This is a genomic window from Ruegeria arenilitoris (assembly GCF_013035315.1).
Lineage (GTDB): Bacteria > Pseudomonadota > Alphaproteobacteria > Rhodobacterales > Rhodobacteraceae > Ruegeria > Ruegeria arenilitoris_D.
In genome coordinates, this window is sequence record NZ_WQHP01000012.1 from 75,152 (window position 1) to 88,016 (window position 12,865).

Sequence of the window (12,865 nt, forward strand, 5' to 3'; positions counted from 1 at the left end):
ACGCTCAAGGGCGCACTCGGGAAACAAACCTGTGTTTTCCTTGCTTTCAGGCAGGATCGTCTCATTGACCCGGTGCGGTACAGGCGCTAGGGCCTTTGCTGTAAAACGCAAGGAGATCCTTCATGTCCAACCCCTCGCTCCTCATCCTGCCCGGAGACGGAATTGGCCCCGAAGTCATGGCCGAAGTGCGCAGAGTCATCGACTGGTTCGGTGCAAAACGTGGCCTGGAATTCGACGTGAGCGAGGATCTGGTCGGCGGTGCCGCCTATGACGCCCACGGCAAGCCGTTGTCGGACGAGACCATGGCCAAAGCGCAAGAGGTCGACGCGGTTCTTCTGGGCGCGGTTGGCGGCCCGAAATACGACGATCTGGACTTTTCCCTGAAACCCGAGCGCGGATTGCTGCGCCTGCGCAAGGAAATGGACCTGTATTCCAACCTGCGCCCTGCACAGTGCTTTGACGCGCTGGCCGATTTCTCGTCGCTGAAGAAAGACATCGTTGCGGGCCTCGACATCATGATCGTGCGCGAGCTGACCTCGGGCGTCTATTTCGGCGAGCCACGCGGTATCTTCGAAGAAGGCAACGAACGCGTCGGCATCAACACCCAGCGCTACACCGAGTCCGAGATTGAACGCGCCGCGCGTTCGGCTTTTGAGCTGGCCATGCGCCGGAACAAAAAGGTCTGCTCGATGGAGAAGGCCAACGTGATGGAATCCGGTATCCTGTGGCGAGAGGTCGTGGATCGGGTGTCCAAGGACTACCCCGAGGTCGAGCTGTCACACATGTACGCCGACAACGGCGCAATGCAGCTGGTGCGCGCACCCAAACAGTTTGACGTGATCCTGACCGACAACCTGTTCGGTGACATCCTGTCTGACTGTGCCGCGATGCTGACCGGCTCGCTGGGTATGTTGCCTTCGGCCTCTCTGGGGGCCCCTATGGCCAATGGCCGCCCCAAGGCGATGTACGAGCCCGTACACGGCTCGGCCCCGGACATCACCGGACAAGGCAAGGCCAACCCGATCGCCTGTATCCTCAGCTTTGCCATGGCGCTGCGCTATAGCTTCGATCAGGGCGAAGAAGCGGATCGTCTGGAAGCCGCGATCGAGAAGGTTCTGGCTGACGGCGTTCGCACCGGCGATCTGCTGGCCGATGAAGGCGTCACACCGGTCTCGACCACGGAAATGGGCGATGCCATTCTGGCAGCTCTCGACGAAAGCCTCTGATCAGGCACTCATTCAAATGAAAAGGCGGTGCCCGGTGCACCGCCTTTTTCTTTGCCCGCTCAATTCCCGAAGATGTTGTTCAGCAGGTTGTTGATGGCCCGGTCCAACCCGGTTTCTTTGTTGCGTCGTTGCTGCCGCTGCGGCTGAGCGGTTCTGGCCGGTGGGTCCGGGGCCAGCATCGGCAGCGGGGTCGGCGTCATGCCTTCGGTCACCCGCAGCATCGTTTCTCGCCAGATTTCGGCGGGCAGCCCCCCGCCTGTGACACCAGACAAGGGCGTGTTGTCGTCATACCCCATCCAGATACCCGTCACGTAGTCTGCGGTGAACCCGATGAACCAGGCATCGCGCGCGGCCTGAGTCGTCCCAGTCTTACCCGCGACCTGCCATCCGGGCAGTTGAGCCCGCGCACCAGTGCCTTCTGACACCACGCGCTCCATCATCCAGGTCAGCTGCTTTGCCGCCTTGTCATTGATGACCCGCTCACCGATCCCGGTGGTTGTCACCATAACCGGCGTGTCATCACCCAGCAGTTTCAATTCGGTCAGCCCATAGGGTTCCACGGCCGAGCCGCCGTTCAGGATACCTGCATAGGCACCCGTCATCTCGATAAGCGTGCTTTCCGACGCGCCCAGCGCCAGGGCCGGGCCCTGTGCCAGATCGCTGTCGATGCCAAACTCGCTGGCAACGGTGCGGACGTTGTCCAGCCCTGCGACTTCGGCCACTTTCACGGCCGGAATGTTCAACGAGTTCTTCAGCGCATCCGCCAGTGTGACCCGCCCATAGAATTTGTTGGTGTAGTTCTTGGGGCACCACTGGCCCGAACCCGGGATGTTCACGCAATAGGGCTCATCCACCACTGTATCCAAGGGCGAATACCCAAGCTCTAGCGCTGTGGCATAAACAAAGGGTTTGAATGACGAGCCTGTCTGCCGCAGGGCCTGCGTGGCGCGGTTGAACGCACCAGACACCCGCGTCTTTCGTCCACCCACCATTCCGCGCACGGCACCATCCGCTGACATCACAACGATTGCGGCCTGGGCTTCGGATCCTTCGCGGACCTTTTCCTGAAAGATGTATTGCAGAGCCTCTTCGGCCGATTTCTGAATGCGCTGATCCAGCGTGGTGCGGATCACGACGTCTTCGGTGGTGTTGCGCGTAAAGAACTCGGGCCCGCTGGCCATGACCCAATCGGCAAAATAGCCCCCAGCCCTTGCGGCCGCGGCCTCGGATAGTTGGGCGGGGTTGCTGCGGGCGCTGCTGGCCTGTGCTGAGGTCAGGTAGCCCTGCGCCTCCATCAGACCAACCACCAGCTGCGCCCGGTCTTGCGAACGTTTCAGGTTGTTCGTCGGTGCATAGCGTGTCGGCGCGACCAGCAGACCGGCCAGCATCGCCGCCTGTGCCGGGTTCACTTCGGCCGCCGAGATACCGAAATAGCGCTGGCTGGCTGCTTCAAAACCGCGTGCACCTGCGCCCAGGAACGCCCTGTTCAGATAGATGGTCAGGATTTCATCTTTGGAATATTTGACCTCCATCGCGATTGCATAGACCGCCTCTTTGGCCTTGCGCCACAGAGAGCCTTGGCGGCAGTCGGCTTCATAAGCAGCCTCGGATTCCCATTCGCTGGGTTCGTACGGCACGCCGAGGCACAACAGCTTGGCCGTTTGCTGCGTGATGGTCGAACCGCCATGGCCCGACAATGGCCCACGCCCTTCGCTCAGGTTGATGCGCACAGCGCTGGCGACGCCGCGGGGGCTGACGCCGAAATGGCGATAGAATCGCTTATCCTCGGTCGCGACGACGGCGTTCTTGAGATGGGGCGAGACGGTATCGGCCGTAATAACGCCACCGAACTGATCGCCGCGCCAGGCAAAAACCTTGCCGTCGCGATCCAGCAGGGTCACCGATCCGCGTGCGCGGCCGTCCAGCAGGGCATCCACATCGGGCAGAGAGGAATAGACGACGCCAACCGCCAGGGCCAACAGCATCGCGGCCACTGCACCCAAGCGCCAGGTAATGCCCCAGAACACGCGCCAGATCCAACGGAACATGCGACGGAAGAACCCGCCACCACCTCCGGATGATGTCTTGCGGGTCTTCTTCCTGGCCGTTTTGCGCGTCGACGTTTTGCGCGCCGTCGCCTTCTTGCCAGCAGGCTTGGCCGCGCGTTTTGTGGTCGCGGGTTTTCTCCCCTTGGATGGGTATCTTTTGTCCGCAACAAGCGGTGTCTTGCGGCGCCTGGACTCAGTCATGCTCAAACTCTGCCCGGTTATCATTTTGAGGCACCATACCCTGCCCTTGGCTTGAAGTAGAGGTGTGAATTTCCCCTATGCGCCCTCCATAGTATGCCCTCTTTTTAGGCAAAAGTGTTTTTTTGTGCAAAAATTGTGCACCTAGCCTCAATTTTCCCCTGCGTTCTGATGCCTTGACCGTTCCTTACTGCGGTCAGTCGCGCTCTTTTTCTGCAGGTGCAAACAACCGGTCCCGCCGGACAGGAAGAGGGGAAAGACGTGAAACTGATCATTGCGACAATCAAGCCGTTCAAGCTGGAGGAGGTGCGTGAGGCACTGACCGAGGCCGGCGTGCGCGGCATGATGGTGACCGAGATCAAGGGCTTCGGCTCGCAATCGGGTCACACCGAAATCTATCGTGGGGCCGAATATGCGGTGAACTTCGTGCCCAAGATCAAACTGGAAATCGTGGTGCCTGCGACGATGGCCGACCAGATCGTCGAAACAATCACCAAGACCGCCAAAACCGGCAAGATCGGTGACGGCAAGATTTTCGTCCTTGATGTCGAGCAGGCCCTGCGCGTGCGGACCGGGGAAACGAACGAAGAGGCGCTCTAAGCGCCGCCACTCACACATATTCGAGGAAGTCACATGAACCTGATGAAATCTCTCATCCCTGCCGCCGCGCTTGTCGCGCTGCCGCAGATGGGCCTTGCGCAAGAGGCCGCCGCCGGCGAGGCCGCGCTGCACACCAAGTATATCTTTACCACCTTGCTGTTCCTGATGGCAGGCTTTCTGGTCTTCTTCATGGCAGCAGGATTTGCCATGCTCGAAGGCGGTCTGGTGCGTTCCAAGAACGTGGCTATGCAAATGACCAAAAACATCGCGCTTTTTTCCATTGCGGCGATCATGTACTGGCTGGTTGGCTTCAACACGATGTATCCGGGCGACTTCAATGGTTTCTTTGCCCTTGGCGGTCCAACCGTACTTGATCCGGTTGGTGTTGACCCTGCCGAGGCTGCTTTGGACTATGCCTCGATCGGTTCGGACTTCTTCTTCCAGCTGGTCTTTGTGGCTGCAACCGCGTCGATCGTGTCGGGTGCTGTGGCCGAACGCATCAAGCTGTGGCCCTTCCTGATCTTCGTCGTTGTACTGACCGGAATCATGTACCCGATCTCGGGGTCCTGGCAGTGGGGCGGCGGCTGGTTGTCTGAAGCTGGCTTCTCGGACTTCGCCGGTTCGACCGTTGTCCACTCGGTCGGTGGCTGGGCGGCTCTGGCAGGTGTGATTGTACTGGGCCCGCGTATCGGCAAATACAAGGACGGCAAAGTTCACCCGATGCCCGGTTCGAACCTGGCACTGGCAACCTTGGGTACGTTCATCCTGTGGCTGGGTTGGTTCGGTTTCAACGGTGGCTCTCAGCTGGCGATGGGCACCGTAGGTGACGTAACCGACGTATCGCGCATTTTCGCCAACACCAACATGGCCGCCGCTTCGGGTGCTGTTGCAGCTCTGATCCTAACCCAGGTTCTGTACAAGAAGCCGGACCTGACCATGGTGCTGAACGGCGCACTGGCCGGCCTGGTATCGATCACGGCCGAACCTCTGGCCCCGACTCTGTTTGGCGCTCTGTGGATCGGTGCCGTCGGCGGTGTCATCGTGGTCTTCGCAGTTCCAATGTTGGACAAGTTCAAGCTGGACGACGTCGTCGGCGCAATTCCGGTTCACCTGTTCGCAGGTATCTGGGGTACTATTGCCGTTATCTTCTACGGTGAGGCAAGCTTGATCACCCAGCTGACCGGTATCGTCGCCTACGGTGTCTTCACCTTCGTCGGCGCACTGATCCTGTGGACCATCCTGAAGATGGTTTTGGGCATCCGTGTCAGCGAGGAAGACGAGATCAACGGCCTCGATATGGCTGAACTGGGCATGGAAGCCTACCCTGAGTTCTCGAAGGGCTAAAACCCGAGTTAACCACTCGAAAGGCCGGGCGTTCGCGCCCGGCTTTTTTGTTTGCCCGATTGTTCCCGATACAATCCCAATTCTTGACCCGGCTGTCGCCGCAAGCCATCCCATATGAGGAACTGCACAGTTTCGGAGAGCCCCATGAAAACCATTGGTATTCTCGGCGGGATGTCAGCCGCATCGACACAGATCTATTATCGCGAACTTTGTGACCTGACCCGGCAACGTCTTGGTGGGCTTCACTCACCCGAACTCCTGATCCGCTCGCTGGATTTTGCCGAGATCGAAGCGCTGCAAGTCAAAGGCAAATGGTCCGCCGCCGGTGAGATTCTGAACCGAGAAGCCAAAGCGCTTGAGAGCGGTGGTGCCGATATCCTCGTTCTCGCGACCAACACAATGCACAAACTAGCCGAACAGATGATGGACGGAGTATCCATCCCGCTGCTGCACATCGCAGACGCCACAGCAGAGGCGATCTGCGCGGCTGGCCTAAAGTCACCAGGCTTGATGGCAACCGCATTTACGATGCAGCAGAGCTTTTACACCGATCGCCTGCGCGCTACGGGTTTAACACCGATCCTGCCGTCAGAGGCGGATCAGAACACGACCCACCGGATCATCTATGATGAGCTGTGCAAGGATATCGTGACACCCAAAAGCCAAGAGGCATATGTCGGGATCGCCCAGCGCTTGGTCGATGCGGGCGCAGATTGCCTGATCCTTGGCTGTACCGAAGTCGGAATGTTGTTGAACGCGGACAATGTGCCTTGTCCGGTGTTTGACACGACCCAGATCCACTGCAGAACGGTCTTGGAAATGGCTTTGTCTTAGCTTTCGTCACCGCCTAGGAGCCGAAAAAGAAAAGGCCGCGAGTGAACCGCGGCCTTTCTGAATAGAATTTCAAAGCGCGTCAGACGCCCACATCGACAATCGCCTTTGCCAGAATCGGCACCGTGTTGGCGTTCAGGCCCGCGATGTTCAACCGGCTGTCACCGACCATATAGATACCGTGATCGGCGCGCAGCTTCTCGACAAGTTCCGGGGCTGCGCCCAGACGCGAGAACATGCCACGGTGTTGGGCGACGAAACCAAAGCGGTCAGACCCGCTAAGGCGTTGCAGTTCGTCGGCCAGTCGCTGACGCAGGCCCAGCATGGACAGGCGGATCTCTTCCAGTTCAGCCTTCCAATCGGCGCGCAGGGCTTCGTCGTTCAGGATCGTGGTCACCACGCGGGCACCATGATCGGGCGGGAACGAGTAGTTCTGGCGATTCAGAAACGCCAAAGTCGCCTGATTCAGAGCCGTTTGTGAGGCATCGTCACTGATCGCCATCAGCAAACCGGTACGCTCGCGATAGACGCCGAAATTCTTCGAACAAGACGCCGCGATCAGGCAGCGTTTTACGGACGAAGCTACCAGGCGGGTCGCCTGCGCGTCTTCTTCCAGACCGTCGCCAAAGCCCTGATAGGCAATGTCGATCATCGCCACGAGGCCCTGCGCGTTGATGAGGTTCACGACCTCTTGCCATTGCACCATGTTCAGGTTCGCGCCGGTCGGGTTGTGGCAGCATCCATGCAGCAGCACGACATCGCCCGCCTTGGCGGTTTTCAGGTCTTCAATCATTCCATCGAAATCAACACCGCGGGTTTCACCGTCGAAATAACGGTACTGGACGGTCTCCATCCCCAGATAGCTCAGTATCGACAGGTGGTTCGGCCAAGTCGGGTTCGACACGAAGACGCGGGCCGAAGGGTTAGCCATGCGGATCATCTCGAACGCTTGCCGACACGCACCAGTGCCGCCCGGAGTCGCGACAGCGGCGATGTTGGCGCGCGGTACAGAGGTGCCAAGGATCAGGCCGATCATCGCGTCAGCATAGGCCGGGTCGCCAGCCAGCCCGGTATAGGCCTTGGATTCCTGTTCTTCCAGAATACGCTTTTCGGCCGCTTTCACGGCACGCATAACGGGGGTCACGCCCTCGGCATTCTTGTAGACGCCCACGCCCAGATCGATCTTCTGATCGCGCGGGTCTTCGCGGTACGCTTGCATTAGCGCCAGAATCTTGTCGGCGGGCTGCGGTTTGAGGTTCTCGAACATCAGTTCTCTCCGGTTGCGACGGGCAGGGTCGGGAAGGCACCCCATTCAGCCCAGGAGCCGTCATAAAGCGAATGATCTTTCTTGCCCAAGCGCTCAAGCGCCAGGCTGAGGATCGCGGCAGTTACACCCGACCCGCAGGACGTGATCGCGGGTTTGGACAGGTCGACGCCAGCAGCCTCGAACACGGCGCGACACTCTTCGGGCGTCTTCATCGTACCGTTTGCGTTCAGCAGGTTTCCGAAAGGCACGTTGCGAGATCCCGGAATGTGACCCGAACGCAGGCCTTCGCGCGGTTCGGTCCCGGTTCCGGCAAAACGGTCGGCCGAGCGCGCGTCGATGATCTCGTGATCTGCCAGCTTGGCGGCTGCTGAGACTTGCGTCACATCACGGACCAGGTGGTTTTGAACCCGAACGGTCATGTGGCGGTCGCGGATCACCGGCGGCAGATCTTCAATCTCGCGCCCCTCAGACTGCCATTTTGGAAGACCGCCATCCAGAACGGCGATGTTTTCCTGACCCATCAGGCGGAACAACCACCAGACACGCGCCGCTGACATCAGACCCGCCCCATCATAGACCACGACCTGATGGCCATCGCCCACGCCCATCGCCCGCAGGCGCGACATGAACTTCTCGACCGGAGGCGCCATATGCGGCAAGTCCGAACGGTGGTCCGAAATCTCGTCGATATCAAAGAATCGCGCACCGGGGATGTGTGCGGCGTCATATTCAGCCTTGGCGTCGCGCCGTTGCTGCGGCAAATACCATGACCCGTCCAGCACCCGCAGGTCCGGATCTTTCAGATGGGCGGCAAGCCATTCGGTAGAAACGAGGGTTTTCGGATCGTCCTGCATCAAAGCCTCCCCTGAGCGAGCTTGGATTTTCCCTATATGGGTCGGGCGAAACGTTCAAGTCACGCGGCAATTCAGAACCTTCAAGGGCCGCAGTTTTTTCCACCCATCTGTCCAGCGCGCTTGACAGACGGCATTCCGTGACGGACATCTGTGCCACATGGTTCCCAAAAGGCGCATGCCCGGCGGGATGAAAAGGGAATCCGGTGCGGCCTATTCTGCCAATTCCGGAACTGCCCCCGCAACTGTAAGCGGCGTATCACCCCATCAGGGCCACTGACCGAAAGGATCGGTTGGGAAGGCCGGGGACGATCTTAATCCGCGAGTCAGGAGACCTGCCATGCGCAAACCGGGCCTCGGCCCATATCAACACATTTCTGCCGTCGGGTGTGACGGTAAGGAGAACACATTATGCATATCGAACCGGGCGTCGTGAACGGCGCAAAACTTGCCTTGAGCTATGCCACCGCAGCCGGGGCAGGGCTGTACACGCTGAAACTGGTCTGGGACAACGTCAGACATAGCGGTCTTGCCAGCCTTGCCGCACGTTCTGCCCTGACAACCGGGCTGGTCTTCACCTTTTTCGAGGTCCTGCCTCATTTCCCAGTGGGCGTTTCAGAGGTTCACTTTATCTTGGGCTCGACCCTGTTTTTGCTGTTCGGGGCTGCCCCGGCTGCGATCGGCCTGGTTCTGGGTCTTTTTGTACAAGGCTTCTTTCTGGCGCCCTTCGATCTGCCCCAGTTCGGCATGAACATGACAACGCTGCTGGTGCCGCTGTTTGCCCTGCAGGCGCTGGCAAACCTCATTATCGCGCCGAATACGGTCTATGTTGATCTGAAGTATTCTCAGGCGCTGGCGCTTTCGACCGCCTATCAGGGCGGCGTTGTGCTATGGGTGGCGTTCTGGGCGTTCTACGGTCAAGGTTTTGGTGCCGAAAACATGACCGCCGTGGCCAGCTTTGGCAGCGCTTACATGCTTGTCATCCTGGTTGAACCGCTGGCTGATCTTGCTTTTCTGGCGGCGGCAAAATCCATGAAAGGTCTGGAAAAGCTGGGCCTGTTTACGCCACGCCTTCTGAACGCGGCCTGAACACCTTGCGCCGCGTTACCCAGCGCGGCGCAACCTGAAATGCTGTATGATCCCGATCACGCTGATGATGATCCAAAACCCTTCGATCAGCATCGACGCCAGATTGAAGTTTTGAACCAGAGAGCAAACGATCAGGACCGAGCCCAGCAGGTTGACCACCGGAAAGGCCAGATCATCCGAATTCATCATCCGCATCTGGGTTCCGAAATAGGCGGCGACCACGATCAGCGCCCCGAGTGAGCCGATTGCGTCAACAATGGTCAGGTCGTTCAGAAAAGCGGCCATGAAACGTAATCCCTGAGATTATAATTTATCCACCCGAGGCCAGTTCGGTCGGTTGATTATAATGATGCATGTTCAAGAATGCGGCCCCATCTGCCCCTGCACGGTAACCATGTGGCAGGTCGGCGGCAAATCGCAGGCCCTGCCCGGCTGCCAACGGTACCCATTCACCGTCGCGCAGAATTTCAAGCGATCCGTGCAGAACGAACACCTCTTCGGTCACGCCCGTCGCGTGGGGGGGCGACTCATGGCTCTGGTTCGGGGCAAGGTCCACGTGGAACGTTTCGGCGCGCAGGGCGGGATCGAAAGGAAAAACAATCTTGACCTCGATACTGCCGGGAAAGGTCACGGTGCGGAAAACGTCGGGGGCGGCGGTATCGCGCAGGGTGTCGGACCCGATCAAGGCGCTTAGCGGCAGCTGAAACCCTTTTGCAATTTTCCACAGGGTCGCGATGGTCGGGCTCGATTCGCCCCGTTCGATCTGGCCCAGCATCGCTTTGCTGACACCGGTCATCTCAGCCACTTTGGACAGGCTCAGCCCTGCGGCCGCGCGCACATCGCGTAGTTTCAGCGTAATTTCGTCCGGTGCCATCTTGTAATCTCTCGAATCGTCTTGTGCGTTATAGCGCACATGTGGTACGTGCGCTATAACGTACACATCCCGAATATCGCAACCGGGGAAAAAGGGAAACAGCATCATGCCAATGTACCGATCCAGAACCTCTACCCATGGCCGCAACATGGCCGGTGCCCGTGGCCTGTGGCGTGCCACCGGTATGCAGGATGATGATTTCGGCAAGCCGATCATCGCCATCGTCAATTCGTTCACCCAATTCGTCCCGGGCCACGTCCACCTGAAGGATTTGGGCCAGATGGTTGCGCGCGAGGTCGAAGCCGCAGGTGGTGTTGCGAAAGAATTCAACACGATCGCAGTAGATGACGGCATCGCCATGGGTCATGACGGGATGCTGTATTCACTGCCCTCGCGCGAGGTCATCGCGGATTCAGTCGAGTATATGGTCAACGCCCACTGCGCAGACGCGATGGTCTGTATCTCGAACTGTGACAAGATCACTCCAGGTATGCTGATGGCTGCCATGCGCCTGAACATCCCGGCGATCTTTGTCTCGGGCGGCCCGATGGAGGCCGGTAAAATCGACATCGCGGATCTGGACGTGAAAAAAGTCGATCTGGTCGATGCGATGGTTGCTGCAGCGGATGACAAATACACCGACGAGCAGGTCAAACACATTGAGGAAAACGCCTGTCCGACCTGCGGGTCGTGCTCGGGCATGTTCACCGCGAACTCGATGAACTGTCTGGCCGAGGCACTGGGTCTGGCGCTACCGGGCAACGGCTCAACGCTCGCTACGCATGCCGACCGCAAGAACCTGTTCCTTGAAGCCGGTCGCCGCATCGTCGAGATCACCAAGCGCCACTACGATCTGGACGAAAAAGGCTTCCTGCCGCGCGAGATCGCCACGTTCGATGCGTTTGAGAACGCAATGAGCCTGGATATCGCCATGGGCGGGTCGACCAACACTGTTTTGCACCTACTGGCCATCGCGCACGAGGGTGAGGTGCATTTCACCATGTCCGACATGGACCGCCTCAGCCGCAAGGTTCCCTGTCTGTGTAAAGTCGCACCCAATACCGAGAATGTGCACATGGAGGACGTCCACCGCGCCGGTGGCATCTTCTCGATCCTCGGTGAGCTCAGCCGCGCCGGACTGCTGCACGAACACTGCAACACCGTTCACTCGGCCACGATGGGTGAGGCTATTGCGAACTGGGATATCAAAGTCGCCAATAACCCAGCCGCGCAAGAACTGTTCAAGGCAGCCCCGGGCGGCGTGCGCACGACGCAGGCCTTCAGCCAGTCCAACCGGTACAAAGATCTGGACACTGATCGCGAGGGCGGCGTGATCCGGTCCAAAGAGCACGCCTTTAGCCAGGACGGCGGTCTGGCGGTTCTGTTCGGAAACATCGCCCGCGACGGCTGCATCGTCAAAACGGCCGGTGTAGATGAGAACATCCTGAAGTTCACCGGCTCGGCCTATGTGTGCGAAAGCCAGGATCAAGCGGTCAACGACATCCTGACGGGCAGGGTCAAAGAGGGCGACGTGGTGGTGATCCGCTACGAAGGCCCGCGAGGCGGTCCGGGGATGCAGGAAATGCTGTACCCGACCTCGTATCTGAAATCCAAAGGTCTGGGTAAAGCCTGCGCCCTGCTGACCGACGGCCGATTCTCGGGCGGAACCTCGGGCTTGTCGATCGGCCACGTCTCTCCTGAGGCTGCCGAGGGTGGCGAAATCGGACTGGTCAAAAATGGCGACAAGATCGAGATCGACATCCCCAACCGGACCATTCATTTGGCCGTTTCCGATGAAGAACTCGCCGCGCGCCGTGAAGAGCAGGATGAAAAGGGTTGGGTGCCAGTAGCACCACGCAAGCGCAAGGTGTCCACCGCGCTCAAGGCCTATGCCAAGCTGACGACCAGCGCGGCCAAAGGGGCTGTGCGCCAGCTCTGATACAGCAGTTTCCAAGCTGTGAAACCTGACATAGGTTAAGGGCCTCGCTATGCGCAATAGCGGGGCCTCGTTTCGTTTGAGCGGCTGTTGTGGTGATAGAAAATGACAATCTGGCGTCCACATAACGGGATCCGTGTCAAAGCCATTGGCCTGCTTTGGCAAGGGCACCGACTGCTCGTGGCCGATGTTCACGATGACTCCAATATTTTGAAAGGTGTGCGCCCGCTGGGCGGAAGCGTCGAGTTTGGCGAGACTTGGCAAGACGGGCTGAAGCGCGAATTTCGCGAAGAACTTGGTGTGGAAATCGAGATCTCAAGCGCGCCGCTTGTACTCGAAAACATCTACACCCACGAAGGCGCGCCGGGTCATGAGATCATTTTCGCCGCAGACGTAACCCTTGCACATTCGGAGGAATTGCCCGATGCGCCCATCACCTTTCGCGAAGACAACGGGATCGTCAGCACGGCCAATTGGCGAGACATCCATACGTTGGATACGAGCGACGGACCGCAGCTTTTTCCCAACGGCCTCAAGCAACTCCTGATTTCGGACTGAAGCACAAAAGAGACCCTCCCGCGCCCGATCCGCGCCATCGGCT

At 59.1% G+C, this 12,865-nt stretch carries 12 protein-coding genes and 1 riboswitch; of the genes, 7 read left to right on the forward strand and 5 right to left on the reverse strand.

The genetic code is table 11. The features are described from left to right. Positions 1 to 122 precede the first annotated feature (122 nt). Positions 123 to 1,226 carry a 3-isopropylmalate dehydrogenase gene (leuB, locus tag GOV53_RS19890; protein WP_170469859.1) on the forward strand — a complete coding sequence of 368 codons (1,104 nt, stop codon included), beginning with the start codon at positions 123 to 125 and terminating at the stop codon, positions 1,224 to 1,226. Between the two features lie 59 nt (positions 1,227 to 1,285). On the opposite strand, the gene GOV53_RS19895 is transcribed toward leuB, so the two are convergent. Beyond that, positions 1,286 to 3,475, reverse strand: a complete 2,190-nt coding sequence (locus tag GOV53_RS19895) for a transglycosylase domain-containing protein (protein WP_170469861.1) — start codon at positions 3,473 to 3,475, stop codon at positions 1,286 to 1,288. Between the two features lie 258 nt (positions 3,476 to 3,733). On the opposite strand from GOV53_RS19895, the gene GOV53_RS19900 reads away from it, so the two are divergent. From GOV53_RS19900 to GOV53_RS19910, 3 genes are all read left to right on the forward strand, one after another. Beyond that, positions 3,734 to 4,072: a P-II family nitrogen regulator gene (locus tag GOV53_RS19900; RefSeq protein ID WP_058273036.1), complete on the forward strand. Its 339-nt coding sequence runs from the start codon at positions 3,734 to 3,736 to the stop codon at positions 4,070 to 4,072. A gap of 33 nt (positions 4,073 to 4,105) precedes the next feature. Beyond that, entirely contained in the window at positions 4,106 to 5,416 is a 1,311-nt protein-coding gene (locus tag GOV53_RS19905) for an ammonium transporter (protein WP_170469864.1), read from the forward strand. A 144-nt stretch (positions 5,417 to 5,560) separates the two neighbouring features. Continuing rightward, complete coding sequence (locus GOV53_RS19910) at positions 5,561 to 6,250, forward strand: aspartate/glutamate racemase family protein (protein ID WP_170469867.1); 690 nt, start codon at positions 5,561 to 5,563, stop codon at positions 6,248 to 6,250. A gap of 79 nt (positions 6,251 to 6,329) precedes the next feature. Here the strand turns inward: GOV53_RS19910 and GOV53_RS19915 are convergent, their stop codons facing one another. Then, positions 6,330 to 7,514 carry an aromatic amino acid transaminase gene (locus GOV53_RS19915; protein ID WP_170469870.1) on the reverse strand — a complete coding sequence of 395 codons (1,185 nt, stop codon included), beginning with the start codon at positions 7,512 to 7,514 and terminating at the stop codon, positions 6,330 to 6,332. Then, the gene (sseA, locus tag GOV53_RS19920) at positions 7,514 to 8,368 is read right to left on the reverse strand and encodes a 3-mercaptopyruvate sulfurtransferase (protein WP_170428632.1); all 855 of its coding nucleotides are present in this window, start codon (positions 8,366 to 8,368) and stop codon (positions 7,514 to 7,516) included. Before sseA ends, GOV53_RS19915 begins: the two co-directional genes overlap by 1 nt. Before the next feature lie 141 nt (positions 8,369 to 8,509). Then, positions 8,510 to 8,722: riboswitch (cobalamin riboswitch) on the forward strand. A gap of 54 nt (positions 8,723 to 8,776) precedes the next feature. On the opposite strand from sseA, the gene GOV53_RS19925 reads away from it, so the two are divergent. After that, positions 8,777 to 9,454 (forward strand): energy-coupling factor ABC transporter permease, encoded by a 678-nt coding sequence (locus tag GOV53_RS19925; RefSeq protein ID WP_170469873.1) that lies wholly within the window; start codon positions 8,777 to 8,779, stop codon positions 9,452 to 9,454. A gap of 15 nt (positions 9,455 to 9,469) precedes the next feature. Here GOV53_RS19925 and GOV53_RS19930 read toward each other — a convergent pair whose 3' ends face one another. Both GOV53_RS19930 and GOV53_RS19935 read right to left on the reverse strand, forming a co-directional pair. Then, complete coding sequence (locus GOV53_RS19930) at positions 9,470 to 9,739, reverse strand: CBU_0592 family membrane protein (RefSeq protein ID WP_170469876.1); 270 nt, start codon at positions 9,737 to 9,739, stop codon at positions 9,470 to 9,472. Positions 9,740 to 9,764: 25 nt separating this feature from the next. Beyond that, the gene (locus GOV53_RS19935; protein ID WP_170469879.1) at positions 9,765 to 10,328 is read right to left on the reverse strand and encodes a helix-turn-helix domain-containing protein; all 564 of its coding nucleotides are present in this window, start codon (positions 10,326 to 10,328) and stop codon (positions 9,765 to 9,767) included. Between the two features lie 106 nt (positions 10,329 to 10,434). On the opposite strand from GOV53_RS19935, the gene ilvD reads away from it, so the two are divergent. Next, positions 10,435 to 12,267: a dihydroxy-acid dehydratase gene (ilvD, locus tag GOV53_RS19940; protein ID WP_170469882.1), complete on the forward strand. Its 1,833-nt coding sequence runs from the start codon at positions 10,435 to 10,437 to the stop codon at positions 12,265 to 12,267. 102 nt (positions 12,268 to 12,369) lie between these two features. Continuing rightward, on the forward strand, positions 12,370 to 12,822 hold the full coding sequence (locus GOV53_RS19945) for an NUDIX hydrolase (RefSeq protein ID WP_170469884.1): 453 nt from the start codon (positions 12,370 to 12,372) through the stop codon (positions 12,820 to 12,822). Positions 12,823 to 12,865: the final 43 nt, after the last annotated feature.

Bases quoted from the DNA above. Each gene is read 5' to 3' on its own strand.
- GOV53_RS19905 (WP_170469864.1), top strand. From the start codon at position 4,106: ATGAACCTGATGAAATCTCTCATCCCTGCCGCCGCGCTTGTCGCGCTG.
- GOV53_RS19935 (WP_170469879.1), bottom strand. From the start codon at position 10,328: ATGGCACCGGACGAAATTACGCTGAAACTACGCGATGTGCGCGCGGCC.
- GOV53_RS19925 (WP_170469873.1), top strand. From the start codon at position 8,777: ATGCATATCGAACCGGGCGTCGTGAACGGCGCAAAACTTGCCTTGAGC.
- GOV53_RS19945 (WP_170469884.1), top strand. From the start codon at position 12,370: ATGACAATCTGGCGTCCACATAACGGGATCCGTGTCAAAGCCATTGGC.
- GOV53_RS19930 (WP_170469876.1), bottom strand. From the start codon at position 9,739: ATGGCCGCTTTTCTGAACGACCTGACCATTGTTGACGCAATCGGCTCA.
- leuB (WP_170469859.1), top strand. From the start codon at position 123: ATGTCCAACCCCTCGCTCCTCATCCTGCCCGGAGACGGAATTGGCCCC.
- GOV53_RS19915 (WP_170469870.1), bottom strand. From the start codon at position 7,514: ATGTTCGAGAACCTCAAACCGCAGCCCGCCGACAAGATTCTGGCGCTA.
- GOV53_RS19895 (WP_170469861.1), bottom strand. From the start codon at position 3,475: ATGACTGAGTCCAGGCGCCGCAAGACACCGCTTGTTGCGGACAAAAGA.
- sseA (WP_170428632.1), bottom strand. From the start codon at position 8,368: ATGCAGGACGATCCGAAAACCCTCGTTTCTACCGAATGGCTTGCCGCC.
- GOV53_RS19910 (WP_170469867.1), top strand. From the start codon at position 5,561: ATGAAAACCATTGGTATTCTCGGCGGGATGTCAGCCGCATCGACACAG.
- ilvD (WP_170469882.1), top strand. From the start codon at position 10,435: ATGCCAATGTACCGATCCAGAACCTCTACCCATGGCCGCAACATGGCC.